24 protein-coding genes are annotated in these 26,274 nt (G+C 69.2%); 13 read left to right on the top strand and 11 right to left on the bottom strand.

What is annotated here, in order from left to right; all coding sequences use genetic code 11:
* The first annotated feature begins 5 nt into the window (after positions 1-5).
* The 4 genes from FMQ63_RS07650 to FMQ63_RS07635 all read left to right on the top strand — a co-directional run bounded on the left by FMQ63_RS07650 (position 6) and on the right by FMQ63_RS07635 (position 5,373).
* Positions 6-1,583, top strand: a complete 1,578-nt coding sequence (locus FMQ63_RS07650) for a long-chain fatty acid--CoA ligase (protein ID WP_020477918.1) — start codon at positions 6-8, stop codon at positions 1,581-1,583.
* Between the two features lie 36 nt (positions 1,584-1,619).
* Positions 1,620-2,309, top strand: coding sequence for a hypothetical protein (locus tag FMQ63_RS07645; RefSeq protein ID WP_011550363.1), 690 nt, complete (start codon positions 1,620-1,622; stop codon positions 2,307-2,309).
* A 209-nt stretch (positions 2,310-2,518) separates the two neighbouring features.
* Positions 2,519-4,180: a hypothetical protein gene (locus tag FMQ63_RS07640; protein ID WP_026113919.1), complete on the top strand. Its 1,662-nt coding sequence runs from the start codon at positions 2,519-2,521 to the stop codon at positions 4,178-4,180.
* Positions 4,181-4,182: 2 nt separating this feature from the next.
* On the top strand, positions 4,183-5,373 hold the full coding sequence (locus FMQ63_RS07635) for an alpha/beta fold hydrolase (protein WP_011550366.1): 1,191 nt from the start codon (positions 4,183-4,185) through the stop codon (positions 5,371-5,373).
* A 62-nt stretch (positions 5,374-5,435) separates the two neighbouring features.
* Here the strand turns inward: FMQ63_RS07635 and FMQ63_RS07630 are convergent, their stop codons facing one another.
* Positions 5,436-6,434 carry a lipase family protein gene (locus tag FMQ63_RS07630; RefSeq protein ID WP_026113920.1) on the bottom strand — a complete coding sequence of 333 codons (999 nt, stop codon included), beginning with the start codon at positions 6,432-6,434 and terminating at the stop codon, positions 5,436-5,438.
* A 124-nt stretch (positions 6,435-6,558) separates the two neighbouring features.
* Between FMQ63_RS07630 and FMQ63_RS07625 the strand changes: the two genes are divergently transcribed.
* Entirely contained in the window at positions 6,559-7,596 is a 1,038-nt protein-coding gene (locus tag FMQ63_RS07625; RefSeq protein WP_011550368.1) for a medium chain dehydrogenase/reductase family protein, read from the top strand.
* Positions 7,597-7,605: 9 nt separating this feature from the next.
* On the opposite strand, the gene FMQ63_RS07620 is transcribed toward FMQ63_RS07625, so the two are convergent.
* Positions 7,606-8,211 (bottom strand): hypothetical protein, encoded by a 606-nt coding sequence (locus FMQ63_RS07620; RefSeq protein ID WP_225909687.1) that lies wholly within the window; start codon positions 8,209-8,211, stop codon positions 7,606-7,608.
* A 105-nt stretch (positions 8,212-8,316) separates the two neighbouring features.
* Positions 8,317-9,600: a serine hydrolase gene (locus FMQ63_RS07615; RefSeq protein WP_228556376.1), complete on the bottom strand. Its 1,284-nt coding sequence runs from the start codon at positions 9,598-9,600 to the stop codon at positions 8,317-8,319.
* A gap of 259 nt (positions 9,601-9,859) precedes the next feature.
* Here FMQ63_RS07615 and FMQ63_RS07610 point away from each other — a divergent pair, with 259 nt between their 5' ends.
* Positions 9,860-11,377, top strand: coding sequence for a long-chain fatty acid--CoA ligase (locus tag FMQ63_RS07610; RefSeq protein WP_011550371.1), 1,518 nt, complete (start codon positions 9,860-9,862; stop codon positions 11,375-11,377).
* A gap of 39 nt (positions 11,378-11,416) precedes the next feature.
* Positions 11,417-11,707 carry an ATP-binding protein gene (locus tag FMQ63_RS38670; protein ID WP_141276586.1) on the top strand — a complete coding sequence of 97 codons (291 nt, stop codon included), beginning with the start codon at positions 11,417-11,419 and terminating at the stop codon, positions 11,705-11,707.
* 180 nt (positions 11,708-11,887) lie between these two features.
* Here the strand turns inward: FMQ63_RS38670 and FMQ63_RS07600 are convergent, their stop codons facing one another.
* On the bottom strand, positions 11,888-13,519 hold the full coding sequence (locus tag FMQ63_RS07600) for a methyl-accepting chemotaxis protein (protein WP_044272907.1): 1,632 nt from the start codon (positions 13,517-13,519) through the stop codon (positions 11,888-11,890).
* Between the two features lie 484 nt (positions 13,520-14,003).
* Here FMQ63_RS07600 and FMQ63_RS07595 point away from each other — a divergent pair, with 484 nt between their 5' ends.
* On the top strand, positions 14,004-14,372 hold the full coding sequence (locus FMQ63_RS07595) for a helix-turn-helix transcriptional regulator (RefSeq protein ID WP_011550374.1): 369 nt from the start codon (positions 14,004-14,006) through the stop codon (positions 14,370-14,372).
* A gap of 20 nt (positions 14,373-14,392) precedes the next feature.
* On the opposite strand, the gene FMQ63_RS07590 is transcribed toward FMQ63_RS07595, so the two are convergent.
* Genes FMQ63_RS07590 through FMQ63_RS07575 form a run of 4 tightly spaced genes read right to left on the bottom strand, consistent with a single transcriptional unit; the run spans position 14,393 to position 18,824 of the window.
* Complete coding sequence (locus tag FMQ63_RS07590) at positions 14,393-15,919, bottom strand: response regulator (protein ID WP_011550375.1); 1,527 nt, start codon at positions 15,917-15,919, stop codon at positions 14,393-14,395.
* On the bottom strand, positions 15,912-17,453 hold the full coding sequence (locus tag FMQ63_RS07585) for a response regulator (protein ID WP_011550376.1): 1,542 nt from the start codon (positions 17,451-17,453) through the stop codon (positions 15,912-15,914). Before FMQ63_RS07585 ends, FMQ63_RS07590 begins: the two co-directional genes overlap by 8 nt.
* Complete coding sequence (locus FMQ63_RS07580) at positions 17,450-18,154, bottom strand: hypothetical protein (RefSeq protein ID WP_011550377.1); 705 nt, start codon at positions 18,152-18,154, stop codon at positions 17,450-17,452. The genes FMQ63_RS07585 and FMQ63_RS07580 overlap by 4 nt, the downstream gene beginning before the upstream one ends.
* Positions 18,155-18,161: 7 nt before the next feature.
* On the bottom strand, positions 18,162-18,824 hold the full coding sequence (locus tag FMQ63_RS07575) for a B12-binding domain-containing protein (RefSeq protein WP_011550378.1): 663 nt from the start codon (positions 18,822-18,824) through the stop codon (positions 18,162-18,164).
* A gap of 298 nt (positions 18,825-19,122) precedes the next feature.
* Between FMQ63_RS07575 and FMQ63_RS07570 the strand changes: the two genes are divergently transcribed.
* The 3 genes from FMQ63_RS07570 to FMQ63_RS07560 are packed head-to-tail and all read left to right on the top strand — an operon-like array spanning position 19,123 to position 21,004.
* Positions 19,123-19,608: an RNA polymerase sigma factor gene (locus tag FMQ63_RS07570; protein ID WP_026113921.1), complete on the top strand. Its 486-nt coding sequence runs from the start codon at positions 19,123-19,125 to the stop codon at positions 19,606-19,608.
* Positions 19,605-20,396 (top strand): hypothetical protein, encoded by a 792-nt coding sequence (locus FMQ63_RS07565; protein WP_020477916.1) that lies wholly within the window; start codon positions 19,605-19,607, stop codon positions 20,394-20,396. Before FMQ63_RS07570 ends, FMQ63_RS07565 begins: the two co-directional genes overlap by 4 nt.
* Entirely contained in the window at positions 20,396-21,004 is a 609-nt protein-coding gene (locus tag FMQ63_RS07560; protein WP_020477915.1) for a hypothetical protein, read from the top strand. The genes FMQ63_RS07565 and FMQ63_RS07560 overlap by 1 nt, the downstream gene beginning before the upstream one ends.
* A gap of 21 nt (positions 21,005-21,025) precedes the next feature.
* Here FMQ63_RS07560 and FMQ63_RS07555 read toward each other — a convergent pair whose 3' ends face one another.
* A complete protein-coding gene (locus FMQ63_RS07555) occupies positions 21,026-21,487 on the bottom strand; it encodes a DUF6748 domain-containing protein (protein ID WP_011550380.1) in 462 nt (153 codons plus the stop codon).
* 209 nt (positions 21,488-21,696) lie between these two features.
* Between FMQ63_RS07555 and dnaN the strand changes: the two genes are divergently transcribed.
* Both dnaN and FMQ63_RS07545 read left to right on the top strand, forming a co-directional pair.
* Entirely contained in the window at positions 21,697-22,803 is a 1,107-nt protein-coding gene (gene dnaN, locus FMQ63_RS07550) for a DNA polymerase III subunit beta (RefSeq protein WP_011550381.1), read from the top strand.
* 100 nt (positions 22,804-22,903) lie between these two features.
* Positions 22,904-24,226: a hypothetical protein gene (locus tag FMQ63_RS07545; protein WP_171452310.1), complete on the top strand. Its 1,323-nt coding sequence runs from the start codon at positions 22,904-22,906 to the stop codon at positions 24,224-24,226.
* A 96-nt stretch (positions 24,227-24,322) separates the two neighbouring features.
* Here FMQ63_RS07545 and FMQ63_RS07540 read toward each other — a convergent pair whose 3' ends face one another.
* On the bottom strand, positions 24,323-25,597 hold the full coding sequence (locus FMQ63_RS07540; protein ID WP_011550383.1) for a DUF1990 family protein: 1,275 nt from the start codon (positions 25,595-25,597) through the stop codon (positions 24,323-24,325).
* On the bottom strand, positions 25,594-26,226 hold the full coding sequence (locus tag FMQ63_RS07535) for a DUF1990 family protein (protein WP_011550384.1): 633 nt from the start codon (positions 26,224-26,226) through the stop codon (positions 25,594-25,596). Before FMQ63_RS07535 ends, FMQ63_RS07540 begins: the two co-directional genes overlap by 4 nt.
* Between the last annotated feature and the right edge of the window lie 48 nt (positions 26,227-26,274).

Below are 26,274 nucleotides of genomic sequence, written 5' to 3'. Positions count from 1 at the left end.
ACGCCATGACGGAGGGCGCGCACATGTTCATCGGTGACTGGATGGGCCGTGGCGCCCTCTACTGGCCCGACAGTGTCGCGGTGGTGGACCCGTCCCGGGGTGACGCGGGCCGCTTCACCTACCGCGCGATGAACACGCGCGCCACCGCGTTGGGCGGCTGGCTGCGTGACGTGGCCGGCGTGCAGAAGGGCGACCGGGTGGGCATCGTGGCCCACAACGGCGTGGAGTACCTGGACGCGCTGTTCGCCTGCGCGAAGATTGGCGCCGTCTTCGTCCCCTTCAACTGGCGCCTGCACGCCGCCGAGCTGGCGGACCTGGTGCGCTCCATCCGTCCCGGCGTGCTCTTCTTCGGCGACGACTTCCGCGACACCGTGGCGGATGTCCGCGAGCGCCTGGGCGGTGGCCCCCGGCTGGTGTCCCTGGAGTCGCAAGGCCTGCCGGGCGCGGACGCCTACGCGGCGACGCTGGCCCACGTGCCGGGCTCGCCGGTGACGCAGGACGCGGTGTCCGAAGAGGACATCCTCTGCCTCATCTTCACCGGCGGGACGACGGGGCGCTCGAAGGGCGCGCGCGTCAGCTACCGCATGGTGGCGTGGAACACCCTCAACACGTTGGTCCACGAGGTGCGGCCCGGCGACGTCACGGTGACGCACACGCCCATGTTCCACACGGGCGGGTTGCTCGTGTACACGCTGCCGCTGCTCACCGTGGGCGGCACCGTCGTCCTCATGCGCCGGTGGGAGCCGGAGGCGCTGCTGGACCTCATCCCCCGGGAGAAGGTGACGCTCTTCTTCGCGGTGCCCACGCAGTACCAGCAGCTCCTGGAGTCGCCGCGCTTCAAGACGACGGACTTCTCCTCCGTGCGCTTCATGACCAGCGGCGGCGCGGCGCTGCCGGTGCCGCTCATCCAGGCGTGGCAGGCGGTGCACCCGGTGCCCTTCAAGCAGGGCTTCGGTATGACGGAGTTCGGCCCGGGCCTCTTCAGCATGGGACCGGAGTACGCGGTGTCGAAGGCGGGCTCCATTGGCCGGCCCAACTACTTCATCGCCGCGAAGCTGGTGGATGACGACGGCCGGGAAGTCCCCACGGGCGAGGTGGGTGAGCTGCTCCTCAAGGGCCCCTCCATGTGCTCCGGCTACTTTGAAGACGAGGCCGCCACGCGCGAGGCGATTGACGCGGAAGGGTGGCTGCACACCGGCGACCTGGCGCGCGTGGATGCGGACGGCTTCTTCACCATCGCCGGGCGCAAGAAGGACATGTTCATCTCCGGCGGAGAAAACATCTACCCGCTGGAGCTGGAGTCCGCGCTGTATGAGCACCCCGCGGTGGCGCAATGCGCCGTGGTGGGTGTGCCCGACGCGAAGTGGGGCGAGGTTGGCCGCGCCTTCGTGGTGCTGAAGCCGGATGGGAAGGTTTCGGCGGAGGCGCTGTTGGAGCACCTGCGGGGACGCGTGGCGCGTTTCAAGGTGCCCAAGCGCGTGGAGCTGATGGAGCGCCTGCCTATCTCCGCGGCCGGAAAGATTCTCAAGCGTGAGCTTCGCGACGCGGCCGTGGCCGCGGACCGGGACAGCTCGCGTCATTGAGCGTGAACGCACCTTGAAGGACGGGCCACGCCAACGGTGGCTCGCTGCCTGTCGACTGTCGCGTCAGCCCGGCGATGCCCGCCGGATGAAGAGGAGCAACCCATGAAGAAGAAGCTGCTGCTGTCCGCGGTGATGACGTCTGCGCTGTCCCTGGTGGGCTGTGGTGAGAGCGACCCGGTGGACAACACGCCCAACCTGAGCACGCCGCAGGGCATCCTGGCGTTCGTGGAAGGCAAGACGCTGACGATGACTGGGGCCAACATTCCCAGCCATCCGAACGGCTTCAGTGAAGACATCAACTTTGGTGCCAGCTCGCAGTGTTATCAGAGCGTCACCATGACGGTGCAGGGCGGCAACTTCCGGGTCGACAGCATCCCGGGCACCATCGAGGGCGCGCCGAACGCGGGCATGTCCGGCACCTGCAACCCCGAGCTCCCGCAGAACGCGCTGTCCTTCACCTCGACCGTCGTGAGCATCGAGAACGTGCAGGGCGACGGCGAGTGCTTCGACGTCGCGTTCACCTACCCGGGCTTCCGGCAGGTGGGCCGCGGCGCGTTCTCCGCGGACCGGCGGACGCTGGACCTGGAGCTCTTCTTCGAGGGCGGCGCCACGGGCGCCAACTGCGCGGCGGGTGGTGTGGGCTCGGCCACGGTGAACCAGGTCATCGGGGGCGAGAGCCGGCCGTTCGATGGCAAGGCGGTGCAGCGCTACACCATCGGCGGTTAGTGTGAGTCCCGCTGGAAGGGAGGCGTGCTCCTCCTCCCTTCCGCGTGGGGCCCGTGCCCGGCGGGTGCCGTGTGGCGCGGGCGCGGCAGGGGTGGAGCACGGCCTCGCGAGGCGGGCAGTCCGCGGGCCACGGAAAAAGTCGAGCACGCAGACGTTCGCAGTCCGGCCGGAAGGCTGGGAGCGCCCCCGCGCATGGGGCCGAGGTGTTTATGGCACGGTGGTGGTTGTCCGAGGCACGCAGGGCGGCGCGGCGGTCCGCGGGAGCCCTGGCGTTGGCGCTGGCGGGTGTGTCGCTTCCGGCGGCGGCGCAGAGCACGCCGGTTCCCGGCCTTTACTACGGTGAGTGGAACGACGAGGCGAACCGCGACGAGGACGCGAAGCCGAGTCAGTTCAGCCTCATCAACTACTTCTTCACGCGCGTGTCGGTGCAGAACCAGGTGGGCGACCCGGCCGGCCTTCGCGGCGTGTCGCTGGGCCCCATTGGCATGCCCGCGGGAAGCGCGGTGCGCGCCGAGCCCGGCCTGTCCGCGTACTTCATCGAGCAGCGATGGATTCCCGTCATGGAGTACAGCCCCCACTTCGTGGACGGGCTGGCCTCCTTCCGGGCCCAGTTCGAAATCGACTACATGTGGGGCCGGTCGGCCAACGCGCTCCAGCAGAACGAGGGCGGCGGCTTCAACGCCGACCAGGTCAACATCCAGACGAAGAACGTCAACGTCGCGCTGTATCCCACGCGCAAGCCGCGTGAGCTGACGTTGCTGGTGGGCACGCAGCCAGTCTACGACAACGTCTACGACCCCACGCGCACGCCGCTGTCGGACATCACCCGCACCGGCTACAAGATGAGCTTCCTGGGCAGCGATGCCACGGGCATCTCCATCTTCAGTGGCTACAAGGGCCTGGCCAAGCTGAGCCTGATGCCGCTGGGCACCGCGCAGGCGGACAAGGGCACGCGCAACGACCCGCGCCTGAAGTACATCTGGCTCATCACCGGTGACTACGTCTACCCGGTGCGGCCCAACACCAACGTGGGCCTGTCGCTGTGGTTCCTCAACGACCAGACGAAGGGTGACGCCTACGCCTTCGAGGGCCTGGTGAAGAGCGGTCCGTCCTCCACGGGCCTCAACACCTTCACGGGTACGGCGCGCTTCGACATCGCGCGGCCCACGGGCAACGTCTTCTGGGCGGGCGCCAACTTCAACCACAACATCGACTTCCGCACGGGCCGGTTCGGCGCGTCCGGCTTCGTCATGTACAACGGCGGCAAGTACGTCAGCGACGACCCGGAGCGCTCCGCCCTGGCCGAGCTCAACATCTCCGGCCTCTCCGCCAACCTGGAGCTGATGTACCAGTGGGGCCGCGGGCCCGCGGACATGCTCACGCTGGAGGGCATGTACACCACCGGCGACGACGACCTCTCCGACAGCCGTTACACCGGTGCCTTCACGCTCAACCAGTACGGTCTGCCGGGCGCGGTGTGGTTCAACCACAAGATGCTCATCCTGTTCCCGTTCACCAGCACGGTGAACAACTACACGGGCGCGGTGACGGACATCTCCAACCAGGGCTACGGCATGCGCGCCGCCATCGCCACCGCGGCGTGGGACATGGTGCCCAACAAGCTGAACCTCAAGCTGGGCGTGGGCACCGCCACCTCCGACGCGACGCCCGTGCGGTGGACGCCCGAGGTCGAGCGCGGCCGGTACATCGGCACCGAGGTCAACGCGGAGCTGCGCTACCACATCCGCTACCTCATGACGGCCGGTCTGCACGCGGGCTACCTGTTCCGGGGCAGCTTCTACGACGGCTCGCCCACCATCCGGACCAATCCCTTCTCCGTCTTCACCACCTTCACCTGGTACGCGTTCTGACCATGAGCACCTCCCGCGCATTCACGGCCCTGCTCCTCGCGGCGGGGCTCTCCTCCGCCGGTTGCGTGCGCTCGTACGCGCACCAGCCCGCGCTCTCCTTCCAGGATTTGGACTACACCTCCGAGGGCTCGAAGCAGCCCTGGCCGGTGAAACGGATTCCGCTTCCGCGCACCGCGAATCAGTACGGCATGGCCGTGGTGCCACAGATTGCCTACGTCGACATGCCCGGCAGCGGCCCGGACGCGAAGGCCGTCGTCTTCATCCACGGCCTGGGTTCGTACCTGAAGTTCTGGCGGGCGCAGCTGGACGCCTTCCAGAAGCAGGGCTACCGCGTCATCGCGGTGGACCTGCCCGGCTACGGCAAGTCCGACAAGCCCGGCACCTTCCCGTACACCATGGAGGCCATGGCGGACGCGGTGCTGGAGTTGGTGGACGGCCTGGGCCTGGACAAGCCCGTGCTCGCCGGTCACTCCATGGGCGGGCAGACGTCGCTCTCCTTCGCCATCCGCTACCCGGAGTCGCTGAGCGGGCTGGTGCTGGCGTCGCCCGCCGGCTTCGAGAAGTTCAGCTGGCGGGAGAAGGAGTGGTTCGCGCGGGCGATGAGCTCCGAGTTCATCAAGTCCGCGCCGGAGGCCAGCATCTGGGGCAGCGTGCGCCAGGCCAACTTCATGCACTGGCGGCCGGAGTTGGAGTGGCTGATTGAGGAGCGCGTGCGGCTGGCGAAGTCGCCCGAGTTCGACGCCTACGCCTACGCCAACGTGCGCACGGTGCGAGGCCTGTCCCACAACGACTTCGTGCGCGACAACCTGCACCGCGTCACCGTGCCCACCGTCATCATCTACGGCACGGATGACCGGCTCATCCCCAGCCCCTTCCTCCACGGCGGAGAGACGCGCGGCATCATGGAGTACGGCGCGTCCCACATTCCCGGCGCGAAGCTGGTGGCGCTGGAGGGCTGTGGGCACACCGTGCAGCTCGACTGTGCGGAGCGCTTCAACGAGGCGGCCTTCGCCTTCGTCCGTGACGCGGCGGCGGGGCGCATCGAGGTGCCGTCCGCTCCCGCGAAGGAGGAGGCGCCGCGGCCGGAGTCTCCTCCCGCGCCGGCGTCCGAGCCGCTCACGCCGGAGAGCCTGCCTCCGCCCACGCCGGGCCAGGAAGGCGAGCCGACGCCGGGCGTGCTGCCCCAGCCGTAGTGGGGTGGTGAGCCGGTCCACCTCCACCCTTTCGCGAGGGTGGAGGTGCCGGGTGCGGATGACTACGGGATGGTGTGGTTGACCACCATGTCGTACTGAACCTCGGCCGTCAGGTCCTTCGAGTTGAAGTGGCCGTAGGGATAGCCGGTGTAGCGCTTCTCACCCGTCTGCCCGGGGATGCGTGACGTGTACTCACCGTAGACGATGCCGTCGTAGCCGATGATTTCGTCCGCCGTGGAGTAGATGGTGTAGCGGAAGGCGCCCTCGTAACCGCTCGTCGAGCGCAAGTCATTGAGGTACGTCGAGCGGCCGGTGACGCTGCCCCAGAAGAGGTAGCCCGGGTACAGGCCGTTGGTGGAGCCGCAGGTGGGCGTCGACGGGCCGGACATGTAACAAGACGTCAGGCCCAGGTTGGCGCCGGCGATGCCGACGAAGGTGTCCACCGAGGACGTGAGCGGTACGCCGACGTTGTATGTGCCGCCGTCCGCCGCGTCGTGGGCCGTGCCGCCGAGGATGGCCTTGCGCGCCAGCGTCACGCCCATGGAGTGGGCGATGATGTCCACCTTCGAGGCCCCGGTGTACGCCTTCACCGCCTCGATGAACTTGCGCACCTTCATCACGTTCTGCTTCGAGTGGTACTGGTTCGCCGACTGGAGCGCGTTGGCCGGGCCCCACGTCGTCGCGTACAGCTCGCTCGTCTTGTAACCCCGCGAGTGGAAGTACTCGAGGGAGTTGGTCCAGCCCGTCTGGCCGAAGACCGAGCCCACCGCCTTGTCCGAGTTGCCGTGGATGAAGATGACGGGCTGCTTCGTCACGGTGTCGGAGGCGCTGGCCTTGCCGCCGTAGCTGCCGCCCGTGAGGTCCGTGCGAATGAAGTCGTAGCTGTCGTAGCCGTTGGACGACAGCCAGTTGCGGAAATGGGTGGTGGCGCCGGAGGTGGAGACCGCCGCGGCTTCCACCGCGCCGAGCGCTTCTTCGTGGGACGCGATGTCCTCGCCACAGCCGGTGGCGATGCCAAGCAGCAGCGTGCTCGCGAGATACAGCGAAGGCCTCAGTCGCATGGGCATACTCCTTCGTTTGTTTGGGAATTCGATACACAGTCTAGAGACATCTCGCGCGCGCGTCTTCCGCTGACTGGACGTGCGCGGACGTTGTCGCGTTGCGTCGCGTGGTAAGCAACGCGCCATGCGCGCACGCAAGGTCGTCATCCGGAAAGCAGGTGGGTACGAGCAGCTCCACCTTGAAGAGGTGAATCAGGATTCACCTGGAATCGGTGAGGTCCGGGTGGCCACCGAAGCCATTGGGGTGAACTATGCGGACTGCGTCATCCGCATGGGGCTGTACGCCTCCGCGAAGGAATATGTGGGGTGGCCCATCACCCCGGGCTTCGAGTTCGCGGGCCACGTGGATGCCGTGGGACCAGGCGTGGAAGACCTGGCACCCGGAGCGCGGGTGTTCGGCGTGACGCGCTTCGGTGGTTACGCCACCCACGTCACGGTGCCCCGTCACCAGGTGTTCACATTGCCCGCGCGGCTGAGCATGGAGCAGGCCGCGGGGTTCCCCACGGTGTTCCTCACCGCGTACTACGCGCTGTTCGAACTGGCGCATCCGCGTCCGGGGGCCAACGTGCTGGTGCACTCGGCGGCGGGGGGCGTGGGTGGGGCGTTGCTCCAGTTGGGCCGCATCGCCGGGTGCCGGATGGTGGGCGTGGTGGGCGGGACGCACAAGGTGGAGACGGCCCGCGCGCAGGGGGCGGAGGTCGTCATCGACAAGAGTCGGGAGGACTTGTGGAGCGTGGCCAAGAAGGCGGCGCCCCGTGGTTATGACGTGGTGCTGGATGCGAACGGGCCGTCCACGTTGCGCGACAGCTACAAGCACCTGGCGTCGCCGGGGAAGCTCGTCATCTACGGCTTCCACTCCATGCTGCCGCGCACCGGTGGGCGGCCGAACTACGCGAAGCTGGCCTGGGACTGGCTGCGCACGCCGCGGTTCGATCCGCTGACGCTCACCAACGACAACACCAGCGTGCTGGCGTTCAACCTGTCGTACCTGTTCGAGCAGCGCGCCGTATTGGAGGAGTCCATGGCGCAGCTCTTGGGCTGGTTGGAGGAGGGGAAGCTGGTGCCGCCACCGGTGAAGTCGTTTCCGTTGGACGCGGTGGCGGATGCGCACCGGGCACTGGAGTCCGGCGGCACGGTGGGGAAGCTGGTGTTGGTGCCGTGAATGCGTGCTTCAGAGGGGGAGCTGCGCGCCCTGCAGGGTGAGGAGGCTCTGCGGGACGACCCATGCCGCCTCCGGGTCGGAGAGCACGCCGAGGTACGCGCCCGGCACCACATGGGGGCCGTGCGCCACCGGGACTCTCAACCGGAGGGGCACCTTTCGCGGCGCTGGGTGGGACGGGTGCCACGGGGTGACGTGGAGGTCGAGCAGGTAGTGGGTGCTGCGGCCGTCGCTGTCCGGCACCTGCTCCACGATGGCCGAATCCGTGATGCGCGCCCACGTCAGGATGGCGCGGCGCACGTGCTCAGCGTGTTCGGCCTGGTTGTGCTGGCGGGCTTTGCCCTCCTGGCTGAACCGGAGCGCGGCGAAGATCCACGCCACCAGTCCACCGATGAAGCCCACCATGGCCACGGCGCGCTCGTTTTCGTAGAGGGCGTAGGCGCCCAGTAACGGAAGGCCGATGCCGATGATGATGGTGTTCGTGGTCCCTTGATAATGCGCGGGCGGCTTCGGCTGAACGCGCAGCGGTGGAGGCGGCCACGGTGGCGTGGCGCCCTCGGCGAGGGTCGACGGCGCGGGGCTCAATGCAACGAGCTGGGTGTTGTGGTGCGCGAGCATGTTCGTGACGACTTTCTGTGTGCCTGGGGTGACGCACATTCAGGCCGTGCTGTGTGTCCCGGCACGTACTTTCAAGCACGCGACGGCACGGCCGAAAGCCCCATTCTATCGAGCGGGCCGAGGCGCCTGTTGGGGAGCGGCGTCCTTCGCAGGAGGACTCTGGGGGCGTGCGCGCTGACGCTCCCGCATCATCGCGTCGATTTGGCGGCCCAGCGCAGGGATTCGCTGCGTGTAGCTGATGGACGTGCTGACGTAAGGGAAGCCGTCTTCGCCCTTCGCGAAGTCCGCCGCGTCGGCCACTTTCGCGTCGTAGTAGCGGTAGCCCAGGTTGGACAGGAACACGACGATGTATCGGCGCCAGGGTTTGCCGGGCAGGGAGCGGACGATGCCGCCGTCGCTGCCGTAGTTCTCCGTCAGCCCTGTCTTATGGAGGAATGTGACTTCCGCCGTCGCGTTGCAGGGGCGCGTGTCCCGGCCGAAGGCGGTCTCCGCCGCCGTTACGGTGCCGTCCTCGGAGTTCACCCATCGAGTAGGGACGGCCGCGGGGATGCCTGGTTCCGCGCGCGCATCTCCGCACAGCAGCGTGGATGACAGCGCTTCGTGCAGGGCCTGGTCGGCGAGTAGGGATTGGAGGTGGGTTCTGGACGCGCCAGAGAGTTCCTTCGCCGTCACATCGCGGCCCGATGCGGTGCGCCAGAGGACACCGGGGCCTCCTTCGATGAGCAGCAGCAGCCGCGCTGTATCCAGCGCTGTCATGTGAATCTGGCCGGGGTTCCAGCTCCGGCCTGTCACCGGGGACGTGCCATGGACTTGCAGCGTGTCCAGGCCCAGCGCCGCCAGCTCCGCGTTGAGGCTCGCCATCGCGCCTTGTTCGTGGAGCAGCTTCACCAGGGCCTCGGTGGCGGTGTTGTCCGATTCGGTCACCATCGGCTCCAGCCAGTCACGTATCGGGCGCGTGCCCTTGTCCTCGGTGTCTCGGAGGAAGCGCCAGGGCTGGTCCCACGTGAGGTGACCCTGGTCCACCCACCGGAGGACGCGAAAGGCGATGAGCAGCTTGAAGAGCGAGGCGGGGTAGGGCGCCATGAAGCGGAGCGGCGCTTTGTCTCGTCCGGGGACCAGGGGCTCCGTGGGTGTGGCATCGTGGGCGCCGCTGTCCCAGCGGTCCAGATTCCACGCTGTGTAACGCACTGCCGTGGTGCCCAGCGTTTCGACGTCGATGGGGACGATGGCGCCAGTTGGGTAGTCGCGTGACAGCAGCACGTTGGCGGCGGCCGTGGGACGGCTCCGGGCGTCCAGTTCGATGACGGCGACGTCGACGTAGGGTGCGTGGGCGATGCGCGCACCGTCGCGCTTGAAGTCGAGCACCTGGTCAAAGCCTGCGTCCCGCACGGCCGCGAGGAGTGACTGCTCCAGCGTGGCGGAGGCTTTGGCGCGGCGTGTGCGTTCAGTGCGCGGGAGCCGCGTGGATGCGGCTCCTGCTTCCGCACACAGCAGGAGGAGCATTGCGACGAGCAGCCATGGGGGGGATGGGGGCTGCATGTCGTGTGGCCCTCCGAGCGGGTGGGGAGGTGACGGTGAGGCGGGTTGCTTGCCCGCTTCCCTTTCCTGAGCCGACGCGATGCCGCCGGGTTCAGCTAGCGTGGATACCATGCCCATCGTCCATGACTGGCTGGCCCGGCGTGCCGCGCTGGCCCCTGAGCGTACCGCCCTCATCGACGCCGACCATGGCGAGCGACGCATCTCCTTTCGTGAATGGAACGATTCGGCTTCGCGTACCGCCGCTTTCCTCCACCATGCGCTGGGTGTGGGGCGAGGGGACCGTGTCGCGGTGCTCGCCTACAACTGCGTCGAGTTCCTCGACCTCTTCTTCGCGTGCGCGAAGCTGGGCGCCGTCCTTCAGCCTCTCAACTGGCGGCTGAGTGCCACGGAGCTGGGGGGGCTGCTCGCGGATGCCGAGCCATCCGTGTTCGTCTTCGGGCCGGAGTTCCGAACCCAGGTGGAGGCCGTGCGGTCTGGCGCGTCCTTCGTGCGCCACTGGCTCAGTCTCGCGGCTCCAGGGCCGAGCGAGCGGGCCTTCTCCGAGCGCGACACGCAGACGGACGTGGCCCTTCCTCCGCTGGAGCTAGAGGAGGATGCTCCATGGGTGCTCTGCTACACGGGCGGAAGCACCGGTCTGCCGAAGGCCGCGGTGCTCACGCACCGCTCCATCACCGCCAACGCGGTGAACACGGTGATGGGCTGGGGCCTGACCGCCGATGACGTGGCGATCCTCAACGCGCCGTTGTTCCATGCCGGAGGACTCAGCGTCTTCACCGCGCCGCTGGCCTACGCCGGCGGCGCATCGGTGGTGTGCCGGAGCTTCGATGTGGAGGGCGTGTTCGACCTCGTGCGGCGGGGCGTGGTGAGTCTCTTCTTCGGTGTGCCCACCATGTTCATCGAGATGCAGCGCCACCCGCGTTTCGATGCCGTGGACCTGTCACGCCTCAAGCTGGTCATCAGCGGCGGCGCGCCCTGCCCGGCCCCCGTTTTCGAGCGCTTCTTCGCTCGGGGCGTGGACTTCAAGACGGGGTATGGCCTCACCGAAGCGGGCCCCAACAACTTCTGGCTTCCACCGGAAGACGTGCGCCGCAAGCCAGGGGCGGTGGGCGTGCCCCTGTTCCACGTCGAGGCTCGCATCGACGGTGAGACGCAGCCGGGCGACGTGGGCGAGCTGCTCTTGCGAGGCCCTCACCTGTGTGCGGGCTACTGGCGCCGTCCGGGGGACACTGCCCGCACCTTCGCGGACGGCTGGCTGCACACCGGTGACCTGGCCACGCGGGACGCGGAGGGATGCTTCCGCATCGTGGGCCGCAGCAAGGACCTCATCATCTCCGGCGGTGAGAACATCTACCCGTCGGAAGTGGAGAGCGTCCTCGCGGGGCATCCCGATGTGGCCGAGGTCGCCGTCATCGGCGTGGCGGACCCCAAGTGGGGGGAGACGCCGCGCGCGCTCGTCGTCGCACGGCCGGGCACCTCGCCTTCGGCTGAGGCCCTGCTGCGCTTCTGCGACGGACGGCTCGCTCGATACAAGACGCCGAAGTCGATTCGTTTCGTGGACGCCCTGCCGAGGACCTCCGCCGGCAAGGTTGACCGGCGCACGCTCGGTGCCGCGCACGGCGCGCCCTGAGTTGCCCACAAGTCCTCCCCAGGCCCGTGTCCCTGGCGGCTGCGCATCCGTTCGTGCGTTGCCGCTGGCTTCTTCACGGACCTGGGGGGCATTGGCCTCCAGGTCCTGGAAAACGGCCCGTGCCTGTTCCATGACCGTGCGCATGGCCTCGGCATCGACGCGGCGGACCTGCCACGTATCGGCACGCCGTTCTTCCGCACGGACCTCAGCCACACGTGCAGGACCGGGGGCGTGGGTTTGTGGCTCGCGCTCGCCCGGCGCATCGTGGACGCGCACGGCGGTGCCCGGTGCTGGAGCGCCGGCCTGGCGTGGGGACCCCCGTGGGAATGACACCGCCGACATGGCCCCCGGACCCAGACACGCCGGCTGGTGGCGTTCGCGAAGCCATCGTGCTCGGCTTCACGAGGCATTCATGGGGGCCAGCGCGCGGCGAATCAGAGGCTGGCGAAGAGCAGGCTCCGTTTGTGGCGCAGTCCTGGGAGGTTGGCGGCCATGTGTGCCGCGGACAATTCACCCCCGCGCCGTGAAGCGTCCGGCCAGGTCCTTCAGCTTGGACGCCCGTGCCCGCAGGTCTTCCACGGAGCGGGCAATCTGCTGCACGCCAGCCACCGACTCCGTCGAGCGCACTGAGAGCGCCTGGATGCTCCCGGCGATGCTCTCCCCCGACGCGGACTGGCGCGTGTTTTCGTCCGCCATCCGCTCCACCTTCCCGCCAATCTCATTCACACCCGAGAGCAGCCGCGACAGCGCTTCTCCCGCCGTCGTGGACAAGCCCAGCCCTTCCTGCGCCGCCGTGGTGCCCTGGCGCATCAGGTCCGCCGCCGCCCGCGTGTCCGCCTCGCTCCGGCTCAGCAGCGTCTGCACCTGCCCCGCCGCATCCCGCGTCCGGTTCGCCAGCTTGCGCACCTCTCCGGCCACCACCGCGAAGCCCTTGCCGTGCTGGCCCGCGCGCGCCGCTTCAATCGCCGTGTTCACCGCCAACAACTGCGTCTCCTCCGCCACCTGCTGGATGAGCCGCAACATCTCCGCCGTCACCCGGCCAGAGGCCTGCAACCGCTCCACCGTCCGCGCCGAGCCCTCCACCACCTCCACGATTTCCGCCATCTTCCGCAGCGCCTGGCCCACCGCCGCGCCACCCTCGCGCGCCACCTGGCCGTTGTCCGCCGCCGTCTTCGCCGCCGTGCGCGCCGCCTCTGCTCCCTGCGACACCCGCGCGCTCATGCCCTGCACCGTCTGCGCCGCGCGCTGGAGTGAGTCCGACTGCTCCCGCGTCGTCACCGACAACGCATCCGCGGAGGTTCGGATGCGCTCCGCGTCCGCCGCCGTGGCGCCCGCCGCATCCACCAGCGCCGCCACCACCTCGCGCAGTCCCGTCACCATGGTGTTGAAGGCCGCCGCCAACTGGCCCACCTCGTCCGTGGAGCGCACCTCCACCCGGGCCTCCAAATCACCGCGCGCCACCCGGTGCGCCGCCTGCGCCAGCTCCCGCACCGGCCGCACCACCCGGCGCGACAGATATGCACCGGCCATCAGCGCGAGCGCCAGCGCGCCGCCCACCGCCAGGAGGATGCGCTGGCGCACCGCCGCCACCTCGCGCTCGATGTCCTCCACGTACACGCCCGTGCCCAGCACCCAACCCCAGGGCGCGAAGAGCTTCACGTAGCTCTCCTTCGGAATGGCCTCCGGCGAGCCCGGCCGCGTGGCTTCGTAGGACACCGAGCCCTGGCCCTGGGCCCGCGCCAGCGTGACGATGTCCACGAACACCGGCTTGCCGCGCACGTCGCGGTAGCCCTTCAGGTCCTTGCCCAGCATGTCCGGCAGGTGCGGATGCATGACGAGCCGCGTGTCCAGGTCGTTGACCCAGAAGTACTCCACCTGTGAGTAGCGCAGTTGCTCCAGCAGCGCCGCGGCCTGCGCCTGGGCCTCCTGTCGCGTCAGCGCGCCCGACCGCTCACGGGCCTCGTAGACCTCCAACACGCCGTAGGCCGTCTCCACCGCCTGCCTCAGTCCCAGGATGCGGTCCGCGCGAAGCTGCTCCCGCAGCTGCGGCAAGACGAACCCCAGGATGACGACGAGCAGCGGCAGCGCCACCACGCCCATCGCCACGCACAGCTTCACCAGCAAATTCCGGCCGACCGCCATCGGCCCGCAGCGTATCCGCCGCATCGTCACCGCGCTCGTTCACCTGAGTCTGGAAATACCCCCGGTATCAGTCCTGTCGAGGGTTCGCACACCCGGTGAGGTCTCCTGCGATTCATCAAGTCCTGTATTTCCAGATAGATATGAAGCGCGGTGAACCGCTTCTGCGCACGTTGAAAACATGAACCAACCCTAGAGGGCGGGACAGCGTGCAGGACTCGACGGAACCGTAGGAAAGTCGCCGCACAACGTGTCAGGTCCTCCTGCGACCCAGGTGACTGCATGGGTCCGGAAGGCATACGGAGGCCTCTCACTCGACGTTTTCCGTCGAGAAAAGGCATCGGCCGCGCGTCGTGGATGGACTCGCGAAGTCCACCGCGTGCACAGCAACCCTATGGGTGAACAATTGGAGGCTGACCCGGCAAGTTCTGTCTGTCTGCCCCCATACGTCCTATGCCAGCGGCCAAACGTTCCGGGTCGGTAAGGCATGGACAAGAAACTCGCAACCACAATCGGAGCTGCCGCGCGCGTTGCTCGCACCCGCCTGGAGCTCACCCAGGCGGACGTGGCTGAGCGTATCGATGTGGCCACCGAGGTCTACGGGCGCTTGGAGCGCGGCGGGATGCTGCCCAGCGTGCATACGCTGCTGAAGCTGTGCCACGAGCTCCACGTCTCAGCGGATGAGCTCCTGGGGCTCTCCGCGAACGCCGTCAACGGGGGCGCGCGTCCCGGTGAGCCGCCCACCTCGCCGCAGGAGCGCCCCGAGGTCCGGCGCCTGCTGCGCACCGTGCGTCCGCTGGAGCCCGCGAAGGTGAAGCTGTTGGGGCTGGTGGCCAACGCGCTGAACCGCCGCTGAGCCTCCGCCGCTTCAATCCCTCACAGCTCGGAGAGGATTCGGTCCAGCTCGTCAGGCTTCACGGGCTTGACCAGATGCCGGTCGAACCCGGCGCGCAGTGCCTGGTCCCGTCCATGGGGGCTGCCGTAGCCCGTCATGGCCACCAGCCGGATGCCGTTGCCCACCTGGGCGCGCAGCGTCTGCGCCACCCGGTATCCGTCCAACCCTGGCAGGCCGATGTCCACCAGCGCCAGCTCGGGCGGCTGCGCCATCGCGAGCGCCACGCCCTGGAGGCCGTCCGGCGCCACCGCCACCTGGTGGCCCCACAGCTCCAGCAGGTCGCGCATGGCCTGACGCGCGTCCGAGTTGTCCTCCACCACCAGGACGCGCCGGCCGCGGCGGAGGTCCACCGCGTCGCGCGCGGGCGCGGACTTGCCCATCGTGTGGTCCAGGGGCAGCTTCACCACGAACTCGCTGCCGTGGCCGGGGCCGTTGCTTCGCGCCGTCACCTCGCCGCCGTGGAGCTGGATCAGCTTGCGCACCAGCGTCAGGCCAATACCCAGGCCGCCGCGCGAGCGCTCCAGCGAGGTGTCCGCCTGCGCGAACAGCTCGAAGATGTGCGGCAGCACCTCCGGCGGGATGCCGATGCCAGAGTCCTTCACCCGCACCACCGCCTGGGCCGCGCCGCCCACGCCTTCCTGTTCCGCGCGCAGGTGGACGCCACCCGCGTCGGTGTACTTGATGGCGTTGTCGAGCAGGTTGGTGAAGACCTGCTCCAACCGCGTGGCATCCGCCTGCAGCCAGAGCGGACCGGAAGGCAGCGAGACGTCCAAACCCAACCCACGCGAATCCGCCATGGGCTGCACGATTTGGAGCACCTGCCGCAGCACGGGCACCAGGTCCACGCTGCCGGGGCGCAGCTCCACCTTGTCGCGGGTGATGCGGCTGACGTCGAGCAGGTCATCCACCAGCCGCGCCAAGTGGTTTGTCTGGCGTTGGATGATGCCGCGCATCCGCGCTTCCTTGTCATCGCTGGTGGGCCTGCGCTCCAGGATGCCAATGGCTGTCATGATGGCGGCCAGCGGGTTGCGCAGCTCGTGCCCCAGCATGGCCAGGAACTCGTCCTTGCGGCGGTCCATCTCCGCCAGCGCGTTGGCGCGTTGGCGCGCCACCTGCTCCGCGTGGCGCAGGCGCAACAGCGACTTCACCGTGGCGATGAGCTCCGCGCCCTCGAAGGGCTGGGTGAGGTAGGCGTCCGCGCCGCCGTCCAGGCCGCGCACCTTCTTGTCGGAGGTGACGAATGTGGCGGAGGTGTGCAGCACCGCCATGGCCGCGGTCTGGGGATTGGCGCGCAGCCGCTCGCAGACCTCGTAGCCGCTGATGTCCGGCAGCTTCACGTCGAGGATGATGACGTCCGGGCGGTGTTGCTGCGCCATCAGCAACGCGCCCATGCCGGTGGCCGCCTCCACCACGTTGTATCCCGCCAGCGAGAGCAGCCGGTTGACGAGGTATCGGTTGGCGTCGTCGTCGTTGACGTTGAGGACGGTGGCTGGATGGGGCTCACCCACGGCGGCTTGCCTCCTGCGGCAACGCTTGGGAGCCCAGGCCGGCCTTGGACAGTGCGTCCCGGATGCGGGTGATGGCCACCTCGCGGCTCAGCGTGTGCTTGGCGAGGATGGCGGCCGTCTCCTTCGCCAGCCGCGAGCGCTCGGCCTCCTTCAGCTCGTGCGAGGTGTGGAGGATGACGGGGACGTCACGCGTGCGCGGGTCCGCCTTCAGCTCGTCCAGCACGTCGAAGGCGGTGATGTCCGGCAGCACGAAGTCCAGGAAGATGAGGTGCGGGGACTTCTCCCGCGCCAACTGGACGCCTTCCTTGCCGCCAGCCGCCTCCAGCAGGACGTAGGGCATGTCCTTGAGGAGCTGCGTGAGCAGGTAGCGGTGCACATCATCGTCGTCGATGATGAGGATGCGCTCCACCGGACCGGTGCGGGCCATGGCCTGCAGCTTGCGTTGCAGCCGCACCTCGTCCACCGGCTTGAGCCAGAACTCGTCGGCGCCCAGCGCGCGGGCCTTCTGCTCGCGGTCCGTCACCGTCACCACCAGGATGGGGATGTCGCGGGTGGCCTCGTTGTTCTTCATGTCCGCCAGGAAGCCCCAGCTCGTCTCGCCCTCCAGCATGACGTCCAGCACCATGGCGGCGGGGCGCACGCGCTCCAGCACGCGCCGGGCCTCATCCGTGCTGCGCACCGGCAGCACCTGGAAGCCGGAGCGCGCCAGGTACTTCTCGTAGAGGAAGAGCGTCTGCCGGTCGTCCTCCAGCACCAGCACCGGGGCCCGGCTGGGGTCCAGGTGCTCGCTGCGCTCCGTCAGGCCGGTCATCTCCGTGACCTCCATGTGGACGCGCGGGAGGGTGACGGTGAACGTGGCGCCCTGTCCCAGCGCGCTCTTCACGGTGAGCGTGCCGCCCAGGAGCTCCGTCAGCCGGCGCGCCAGCGGCAGGCCCAGGCCGGTGCCCTTCGCCTTGCGTTGCAGGTGGCTCTCCACCTGCGAGAACTCCTCGAAGATGCGCTCGTGGTGCTCCGGCGCGATGCCAATGCCCGTGTCCAGCGCGGCGTGGAGGCTGCGCACGCCGCGGTTGGATTCCTCCAGCTCGTTGTTGAGGCGGGCCAGTTCGTCCGCGCGGCGCTTGAGCTCGCGCTGCTGGCGCTCCGTCTCGCGGTGGAGCGCGGACATCTCGCTCAGGGTGGTGCTCACCCGCTCGAGCGCGCCGCCGTAGTCCTCCGGCACCAGGCTGCCCACCAGCAGCACGCCTCCGTCATGGGGCCGGGCGCGGAAGGCGAACGTCGTGGGCACCTGGTCCCGGCAGAGGATGAGCTCCCAGCCTTCCACCTTCTCGTCGTGCGCCTGGACCAGCAGCCGGTCCACCTTCTCCTCGGTGCCCTGGGCCGCCAGTCCGCGCAGCGTCTGTCCGGGATTGGCGGCGAGGACGTTCCGGGCACGGGCGTCCACCCAGGTGAGGGTGTCGCCCGCGTCGCAGGCCAGGGCGACCTCGCGGCTGAGGTCGTCGAAGAACTGAGGCTCGGCGGAGGCGGGAAGCCTCATGAACGAGTCTCCTCCCAGGACACCCCCGCTTCGGAGAGGAGCGTCCGTGCTTCGGGGTGACGTGAGCCCAGCACGGACTTCAACATGCCCAGCACACTGGGAAATGCCAGGAGGCCAAATCCGCGCCTCGGCCAGAAGCCGGCGTACCAGCGCACATGGTCGCCGAGCAGGTCGGGCTTCCCGGCGGCGAGCGCGTCGGCCACGTAGGACAGTTGCAACTGGAGCTCTTCCTCCAGGCGGGGCTGGTCCTCGGGGATGATGTAGAGCGTGAGGCGCGCCGTGGCGGCGCGCGCGAGCTCGGGCGCCTCCTCTTCCAGCAGGCGGGCTGGACCCTCCTGGTAGCGAAGGGCCTGTCGCGCGGCGCCCACGTAGTCGTGGGGTTCGCTGCCGGGGCCCCAGCCTTCCGCTTCCAGCGCGGCGGCCAGCGCGGCGAAGTGCCGGTCCAGATGGCGCGAGCACATGCCGCGCGACACCAGCAGGGTGCGCAGCCAGCGGGCGTAGCCTTCCAGGACAGAGGGGAGGTGCTCGTCCAGGGACTGCACCAGGTAGCGGACGTGGAAGCGCGCGTCCTCGTCACCGAAGCGCTGCGCGCGCTCCAGCCCGTAACGGGCGGCCCAGAAGGGGTCCTGATAGAGCGCCTCCTGAGAGGCGGTGGCCAGCCGGTCCGCCCGCGCTTCCACGCTCTTGCTCACGCTCTCCATGGTGCTTTCAGACTCCCAGGGCCCGGCAGGCGGACGCGACGAACTGCCGCGCGTCCTTGCCGAAGAAGTTCACGCCCAGCTCCTCCTCCAGTCCGGGTGCCCAGTTGAAGGCCAGGCCGCCCACGGCGATGGGGACATCCGGGAGTGTCTTGCGCACGTGCGCCACGGCTTCACGGAGCGCGGGCAGGTGGTACGTCATCGTCACGGAAAGGGCGACCAGGTCCGGACGAAGCTCGTTCGTCATGCGGGCCAGGTGCTCCGGTGGAACGTTGGCGCCCAGGAAGCGCACGTCGAAGCCGGCCATCTCCAGGAAGTCGCTGGACATGCGCGCGCCCACTTCATGCAGCTCGCCCTGGACGCAGGAGACGAGGACGACCTTGCCGTTGAACGGATCCCTGGGCAGGTGCCGGTACAGGTGCGCGAGCGCGAGCTGGGAGACGGCGGTCGCCAGGTGCTCCTGCGCCACGGAGATGACGTTCTCCTGCCACAGCCGGCCGATTTCATACTGGGCGGGCTGGATGACCTCCAGGTGCAGCGTCTGGAGGGGGATGTCCCGGAGCAGTCCCTCGTCCACGAGCAGCCGCAACGCCTCACGCCGGTTCCCGGCGAGCTGCGCTGCGAGATACGCGTTCAGCAGGCCCGTCAGGGCGGAGTCATGGGAGGTGAGCACGGGCGCCGTGGGGGAAGGGCGAGGGGGCAACGTACCGGGGTTGCGTTTCTCAGTTACAGTGAACTGGCCCCGATTTCATCGCCAACCTGACAGTGCCCGGCCCTTCTTTCACGCGCTCGCGTGCCTGCTTGCTTGTAGCTTTTACCGAGTCGGAGGGGCGGCATTGTACCTGGGTACAAGGACGCTGCGCTGATTCCCGAAAAGTCCCCAGGAAACTCGGGACTGAAAAGTCCGAGTGACAGTTCTCCGAGGCCGCGGTGTTTCCCTGTCCGCGGCAACCGAGGGAGGCGAGCGAGCGGTGTCAATCGATGTGGAGGCCTACTACCGGCGCTATGGCCCCCAGGTGCTCCGGCGCTGCCGCTTCCTCTTGCGTGACGAGGAGAAGGCCGTGGACGCCATGCACGACGTGTTCGTGCAGTTGCTTCGTTACCAGGGCGCGCTGAAGGACGCGGCGCCGTCGAGCCTGTTGCACCGGATTGCCACCACGGTGTGCCTCAACAGGCTGCGCGGCGCGAAGCGGCGTCCGGAGGACCGGGAGGACGAACTGGTGCTGCAGATTGCCTCCGCCGACGACACCGAGTCCCGCACCGCCGCGCGCGGCCTGTTGGACCGCCTCTTCGGCCGGGTGCCCGCGTCCAGTCAGGACATCGCGGTGCTGCACCTGGTGGATGGGATGACGCTGGAGGAGACGGCCCGCGAAGTGGGGCTGTCCGTGTCCGGCGTGCGCAAGCGCCTGCGGGCGCTGACGGCAGTGCTGCAAGAGCTGGAGCTGGAGGCCGCATGACATCCGCCCACCACCGCACCCCGGATTGGTTGCTGGAACGAATCGCCCTGGGCGAGCTGCCGCCCGCGGAGCTGGCCGCCGCCCGCGCCCGGCTGGCCGAGGAACCCGACGGTCTCACCCGGCTCGCGGCGCTGGAGTCCGACACGCGCGCCACGCTGGAGACGCTGCCGCCCGCCCGGGTGGCCCGCGAAGTGGATGCGCGCGCGGCCCGGCAGGACGCGCCCCGCCCGGCCTTCCGCCTGTCGCCCGCGTGGGGTCTGGTACCGGCGCTCGCCGCGGTGGCGCTGGTCATGGTGGCCCTGCCTTCCTCGGAAACCGGGCTCGGCACGGCCCCAGGGGACACCCGGGAGGTCACGCGCATCAAGGGGCTGGCGCCGCAGCTCGTCATCCACCGGCAGTCCGCCGCCCGGCCGGAGCGGCTCGCCGACGGGGCCGCCGCCGCCGCGGGTGACGTGGTGCAGGTGGCGTACATCGCCTCGGGCCGCTCGCATGGCGTCATCGTCTCCCTGGATGGGAACGGCGCCGTCACCCTCCACGCGCCGGAGGAGGGCTCCCAGTCCATGGCCCTGGTGCCGTCGGGAACGCAGGTGTTGCCGCGCGCCTACGAACTGGACGATGCCCCGGGGTTCGAGCGCTTCGTCTTCGTTTCGTCCGATGCGCCCTTCGACGTGGCGGTGGTGCTGGCCGCCGCGGAGGCACTGGCTGGAAATCCCGACGCCTCCTCGGCACCTCTGTCATTGCCCGGGAACTTGACGCAGGCCTCCCTCACGCTGGAAAAGCATGAGTGATGAAATCCTTTGCGCTCCTCGCATTCGGGCTGTGGGCGGGGACAGCCACCGCTGAGTCCCGGTACGCACCCCGCCTTTCGCTGATGAGCGAGCAGGGGGCCTTCGCCCAGCAGTCGGGGGACGATGTCTCGGAGTCCTCCTCGCGAGGGCTGCGCCGGGGCTCCACCCACATGGAGTTCTGGTTGAGCGACATCCAGGTCGCCAACATGGGGGTGAAGCTGGGCGGCGGAGGCGTCTACTTCACGCTGATGGCGGGCCTGGAGCCGGGCCGCGACGCGCGCTTCAGCTTCGCGGCGGGCGTGGGCGGGCACATGACGCTGTCCCAGCGGCTCTGGGTGGACCTGGACGTGACGGGCGGCGCCGTCCAGCCGGTGCGCAACCCGCTGGAGGGTGATGGTGGCAATGTGCTGGGGCAGGCCCGCTTGATGCTGGGCTTCCAGCTCATGCCCCGCCTGGCCGTGTTCGCCGGGCCCACCTACAACGCGTGGTTCTCCTGGGGCGAGTCGGACTTCGACTCCATCACCCGGCTGTCCTTCCGGGAGACCCATCCGGAGCCGGATCAACGCCTCCAGCACTGGCCCGGCATCCAGGTGGGCCTCCACATCTGAGGCCCGCCCGGAAGGGTGGTTTCAGTTTTCGACCTTGCTGGCGCGCAGGACGGTGGCCGCGCCCGCGGGGCCCGCGTTGGGCCGCGTCTCCAAGGTGCCCTGAATCTTGAGCCCGGTGCCGTCCAGCGTCTTTCGGATCAACGCATCCGTCTGCTCGTCCGAGCCCTTCGTCACCGCCGACAGCTCCAGCTCGTGCACGGGGATGGGCTCCGCGTCCGGCTTGTCCACCGGGAAGGCGTTGTAGGTGGGGCAAGGCGGGGCGAAGCAGCGCACGCCGCTGTCCTTGACGATGTAGACGGCGCTCTCACCCGGCTTGGGCTGGGAGTCATGGCTGGGCGGTGAGGTCATGGTGGGCGTTCCGTTCTCGCTGGAGGGGGGGCCATTCTCGCTCGCCGGTGGTGAGGACGTCGCGGCGGGCGGCTTGCTACATCCGGAGACGAAGCCTAGGACAAGGGCGGCGAGCACCAGCGAACGGCTGTTCATGACGGGCTCCAGGGGAGGAAAGAGGCGCCAGTGTGCTCCGGCTCGCTGCCAGGGGCCAGTCTGTCTCGCGAATTGGTGACTGGCGGTCAGTTGCAGGTGGACATTGCTGTTCCCCGTCGCTCAGGGTTCGTTGACGGACTGGAGTGCAGGGGCTACATCCGGCCTCGTAGATCGGCCTTCGCGGCCGAGACCCGTAAGGACGCCCTCCGATGGAATTCCGCATCGCCGCCGACGAGCTGAAGAAGGCCCTCTACCGCGCCCAGGGCATCGTGGAGCGCAAGACGACGATGCCCATCCTGGCGAACGTGCTCGTCACCGCGAACAAGGGCGGCATCACCGTCACCGCCTTCGACCTGGACATCGGCGTCGTGTCCGAGCACCCGGCCGAGGTCATCAAGACGGGCGCCGTCACGCTGAGCGCCAAGTACGTCTTCGACATCGTCCAGAACCTCCCGGACGCGCAGGTCACGCTGAAGAAGCTGGCCAACAACTACGTGGACATCTCCAGCGGCTCGGCCCACTTCAAAATCGTGGGCATGGCGGCCGAGGAGTACCCCAAGCTGCCGAAGGAAGAGAACGCGCCCCTGGTGCAGGTGGGGGGCAACACGCTGCTGGAGATGATCAAGAAGACGCAGTTCGCCATCTCCAGCGACGAGACGCGCTACATCCTCAACGGCGTCTTCTTCGAGCCCCAGTCCACCGGCAAGGTCCGCATGGTGGCGACCGACGGCCACCGGCTGGCGCTGGTGGAGCGTGAGCTGCCGGGCGACTTCAAGCTCAAGAGCGGCGTCATCATCCCCCGCAAGGGCCTGATGGAGCTCAAGCGCCTGCTGGACGAGGCGCCGGACGCGGAGTGCCACCTGGGCTTCGCGGAGAACTCGGCGCTGTTCAAGAAGCCGGGCCTCACCATGGTGATGCGCCTCATCGACGGCCAGTTCCCGGAGTACCAGCGCGTCATCCCCAAGGAAGGGGAGAAGATCGTCCTGGTGCCCAAGGTGCGCCTGCTGGAGAGCCTCAAGCGCATCGCCCTGCTGTCGGCGGACAAGAGCAACGCGGTCCGCATCGGCCTGGAGGAGAACCAGCTCATCATCACCGCGAGCAACCCGGACCTGGGCGAGGCCAAGGACGTGCTGGAGCTGGCCTACCGCGGCAACGGCATCACCATCGGCTTCAACGCGCGCTACCTGATGGATGTGCTCGCCGTGACGGAGACGGACGAGGTCTCCTTCGAGCTGGGTGACGAGCACAGCCCGGGCGTGCTCCACGCCCCCGGCGACCGGAGCTTCACCGCCGTCGTCATGCCCATGCGCGTGTGAGTCGGGTGGGCCCCCTCGAGAGGGCCCGCACCGTTCACTCGTGACGCGATAGGCCCCCTGGGGGCCTGACACCCGGCCGGTGCCTTCCTATGGTGAGGGCATGGCCACGCACCCGGACAACCTGCGCGCCCGGCTGGAGGACCGCGCGGACCTCCTGGAGGCCACGCGTCTTCGCTATCGCGCCCTGCGCGGCATGCTGGCGTCCTTCTTCTGGAAGCAGCGGGTGCGCTCGCAGTTCGAGCTGCTGCTGGAGGTGGCGCGCACGCAGCCAGAGGTGGACGCCACCCTGGCCGCGCTGAAGCGCCGCGCCGCCGCGGAAGGGTGGCCTGCGAACGCCGCGCCCATGAAGCTGATGCGGGAGGTGGAGCGCCTGCGGGAGGACGTGCGGCGCGTGGCCTTCAAGCGGCTGCCCGCGGAGGGCCGGCCCGCGACGCTGGGCGAGGCGCTGCTGAAGTTGGAAGAGACGGTGCTGGAGGCGGGGCCGCTCCTGGGGCGGCACATCTGGGCACGGGCGGTGGAGCTGTTGCCGCGCAACCTGCCGGAGCTGCGCGCCGCGTGCGCCGCCGCGGAGGTGTTCGAGCACGTCTTCAAGCGGCCCGCGCCGGAAGGGGTGCTGCCCTTCACGGTGGAGGAGGCGGAGGCGCTTCAGCGGGCCTTGCCGCTGGCGGAGACGGCGCTGGCGGCGCTGTGGCAGCGGCTGGAGCACTTCGATACGCGGGGGCAGGTGAAGGGCTTCCTGCAGGCCCGCGTCTCTCGCGCGCCGCAGCGGGTGCCTCGCAGCGGGCCGGAGCTGCTGCTGCACGTGGCCTTCTGGCGAGGCGTGGCTTGGGCGCGGCTGCGCGCTTCGTTGGGGGAGCGGCTGGCCCCGGTGGTGCCCGCGGATGCCGAGGTGCCGGCGCTGTTGGTGTGGCTGGCGGCGCGCGAGGGGCGTTTCGAGCGGGGCGCGGAGCCTCGGATGGGCGGGCCGGGGCTGTTCGCGCCCGAGGCGCCTGGCCCGCAGCCGCGGACGGACGGGGCTGTAGGGCTGCGCGGTGTGGGCGTGGAGGTGGCCGGGGAGGTGCGGCTTCCGGCCTGCGAGGCTTTTGGCGAAGGGCGCGCCGGGCTCTTTGAACTGGCCGCGCAGTTGGCGGCGCTGTCTCGAGAGCGTCCCGTGGGCACGTGGGATGAGGAGACCGCGTGGGCTCGGCTGTGGAACGCGGCGCAGCGGGCTCGAGGCGAGCAGGGCGAGGACGTGGAGCGGCTGCGGGACGCGCTGCGGCTGTTCATCCTCCTTCGCGGCCAGGGACAGACACCCGCGCGCCTGTTCTCTCCCGAGCGGGCGCGGGTTCCCACGGTGGAAATCGGGGCCGACGCGGGGGCGGCCGTGAAGGACCTTCCCGCGCTGGTGCATGCGGCCCGCGCGGCGGCGTGGCGCGGGCGCTAGGCCGCGGCGCGGGTGCCAGCGGTGGAGGCCGGCATGGGCCGTGTTGGGCTTGCTTTCAGGGGTGTCTGTGGCCGCGCGGCGGCGTGGCGGAGACGCTCACACGGGCGACAGCGTGGCCTGCCCGGCCTGATGCTCGCTGACGGGCAGCAGCCGCGAGGCCAGGCCCGCGAGGAGCGCGTCCTCTGTCAGGGCCACGGCCACGTCCGGAACGCCCAGCTTCTTCGTGGCGGTGCGCCGCAGCGAATAGAAGGCCCAGCTCGATGCCAGCGCCGCCAGGGCGCCCAGGGCCGCCGCCGCGAGCCGCCCGCCGCGTTGGCGCTCGGTCGTCACCGAGGCCGCGGCCAGGGCACCCGACAACATCCGGCCCGTCAACGGCACGGCGGCGACACGCGGGGGCGCCATCGGCAGCTTGTCCGCGACAAGCTCACCCACGGCGAGCAGGCCCAGCACGCGCGGTGTCCACGGATGCGCCAGGGTTCTGGCGAGCCGGTCCTCGCTGTCGGGCTGTGTCTTCGTCAGCCAGCGGCTCGCCAGCGCCGGCGCGCTCATGCTCCGCATTCCCGCCAGCACGCCCAGTCCCAGGGCCCTCAACCCGTGTCCTCGATTCATGGCTTCTATCTCCTCCTCCAACTGCGTTTCTCGTCGCCCTGGCGCCCGCTGCGCGAAGAACTGCACCGGGGCCGTTCCCAGCGCATGGCCGGAGTGCGCCAGCCGGCCGTGGCTCGTGAGCTGGCCGACGAACTCCGGGTGCTTCAACGCCAGCTCGCGCACCCGCACGTGCGTCAGCCGGTGCCACGCGCGCTGATAGCGCGGAGCCACCATCGCGAAGCCCAGCCGGCTCCACCCATTAGGGAACTGGCCGGGACGCCAGGCCGCCTCGATGTGGAAGCGCACCTCACCGCTCTCGTGCTCCTTCTTGAGCAGGAACCACTCGCGCCCGGCCTCGATGTGTCCATGGAGCGTCTCGAAGCTGAAGCCGAAGACGCTGTACACCTCATCGTGCTCCTCGCGCGTGTCTCCCACTCGCACGCCGCACAGGTAGCGCAGTTGCTGCCCCAGCGCGCGCAGCTCCAGCAGCACCGTGCGACCCTGCATCGGCTCCTCGGCGGAGAAGTGCCAGGCGACGATGCGCGGGTCGGAGAAGTCGAAGGTCTCCAGCACCTGCTGGGCGCGCTCGAAGAGTCCGCCCGGGACAGGGCGCCCTGGCGACTCGCGGCCGAGCACGCTCTCCGAGCGGACCTGGCTCCACCCGCCCTGCAGCGTCATCTCCCCGGAGACCTCCGGGAAGTTGCGCGCCAGCGTGCGAGCCCGCGCCAGCCGGGGAACCATTTCCTCTTCCGTCCAGCCGGAGAACCAGCGCCACTCAATCATTGTCTTCCGTCTCCCCGCGCCAGGAAGGTGGGCCCGTGGACGGTGTCGCCGCCGGGCGGTTCGTCCTCCAACTCGGTGGTGTCCGCGTGGATGACGCCATGCACCCCGTCACCGGCCGTCAGCGCGGCGCGCAGGACGAACTCGGTCCAGGTGTTGGTCTGCATGGCGTCTCCGGCGGTGACGAAGCCGAGGTAGTGGAACGTCGAGCCGGAGCGCGCCCGGCTGCGGATGTGGAAGATGACATCGCCGCGCGCGTTCCGGTAAGCGCCGAAGGTGATGCGGCCCGCCTCCGGGTGCCCGTGGAGCGTGCCGAGCGTGAAGCTCTGGGCGTCCTGGTGGATGACGCGCACGGCGAAGGTGCCCGCGCCCTGAATCTTCACCGTCAGCTCGTCGTCCAGTGCCAGCGGTTGGCCCCCGCGTTCCGGGTGACTGCGCTCGAAGACGCAGAGTTCGGACGGGGCGAACTCGGCGAAGCGCACGGCCACCCAGCGCATGAGTTCCTCGGGGGAGACCCGGCAGTCGCGGATGACTGCCCAGTAGTCGCGCTGGAGCAGGGGGCCTGCCCCTTCTTCAGGGAGCTGAAGCCCGCCTGGCTGGTTGGCGTCTGTGTGCATGGACTCGTTCGCCATCTCGCCCTTTGCCTCCATCGGTCACACCATGATGGGGACCTCTTCGCT

The organism is Myxococcus sp. CA005, assembly GCF_006518205.1.
Taxonomy (GTDB): domain Bacteria; phylum Myxococcota; class Myxococcia; order Myxococcales; family Myxococcaceae; genus Myxococcus; species Myxococcus xanthus.
This window is presented reverse-complemented; position numbering and strand designations above follow the sequence as displayed.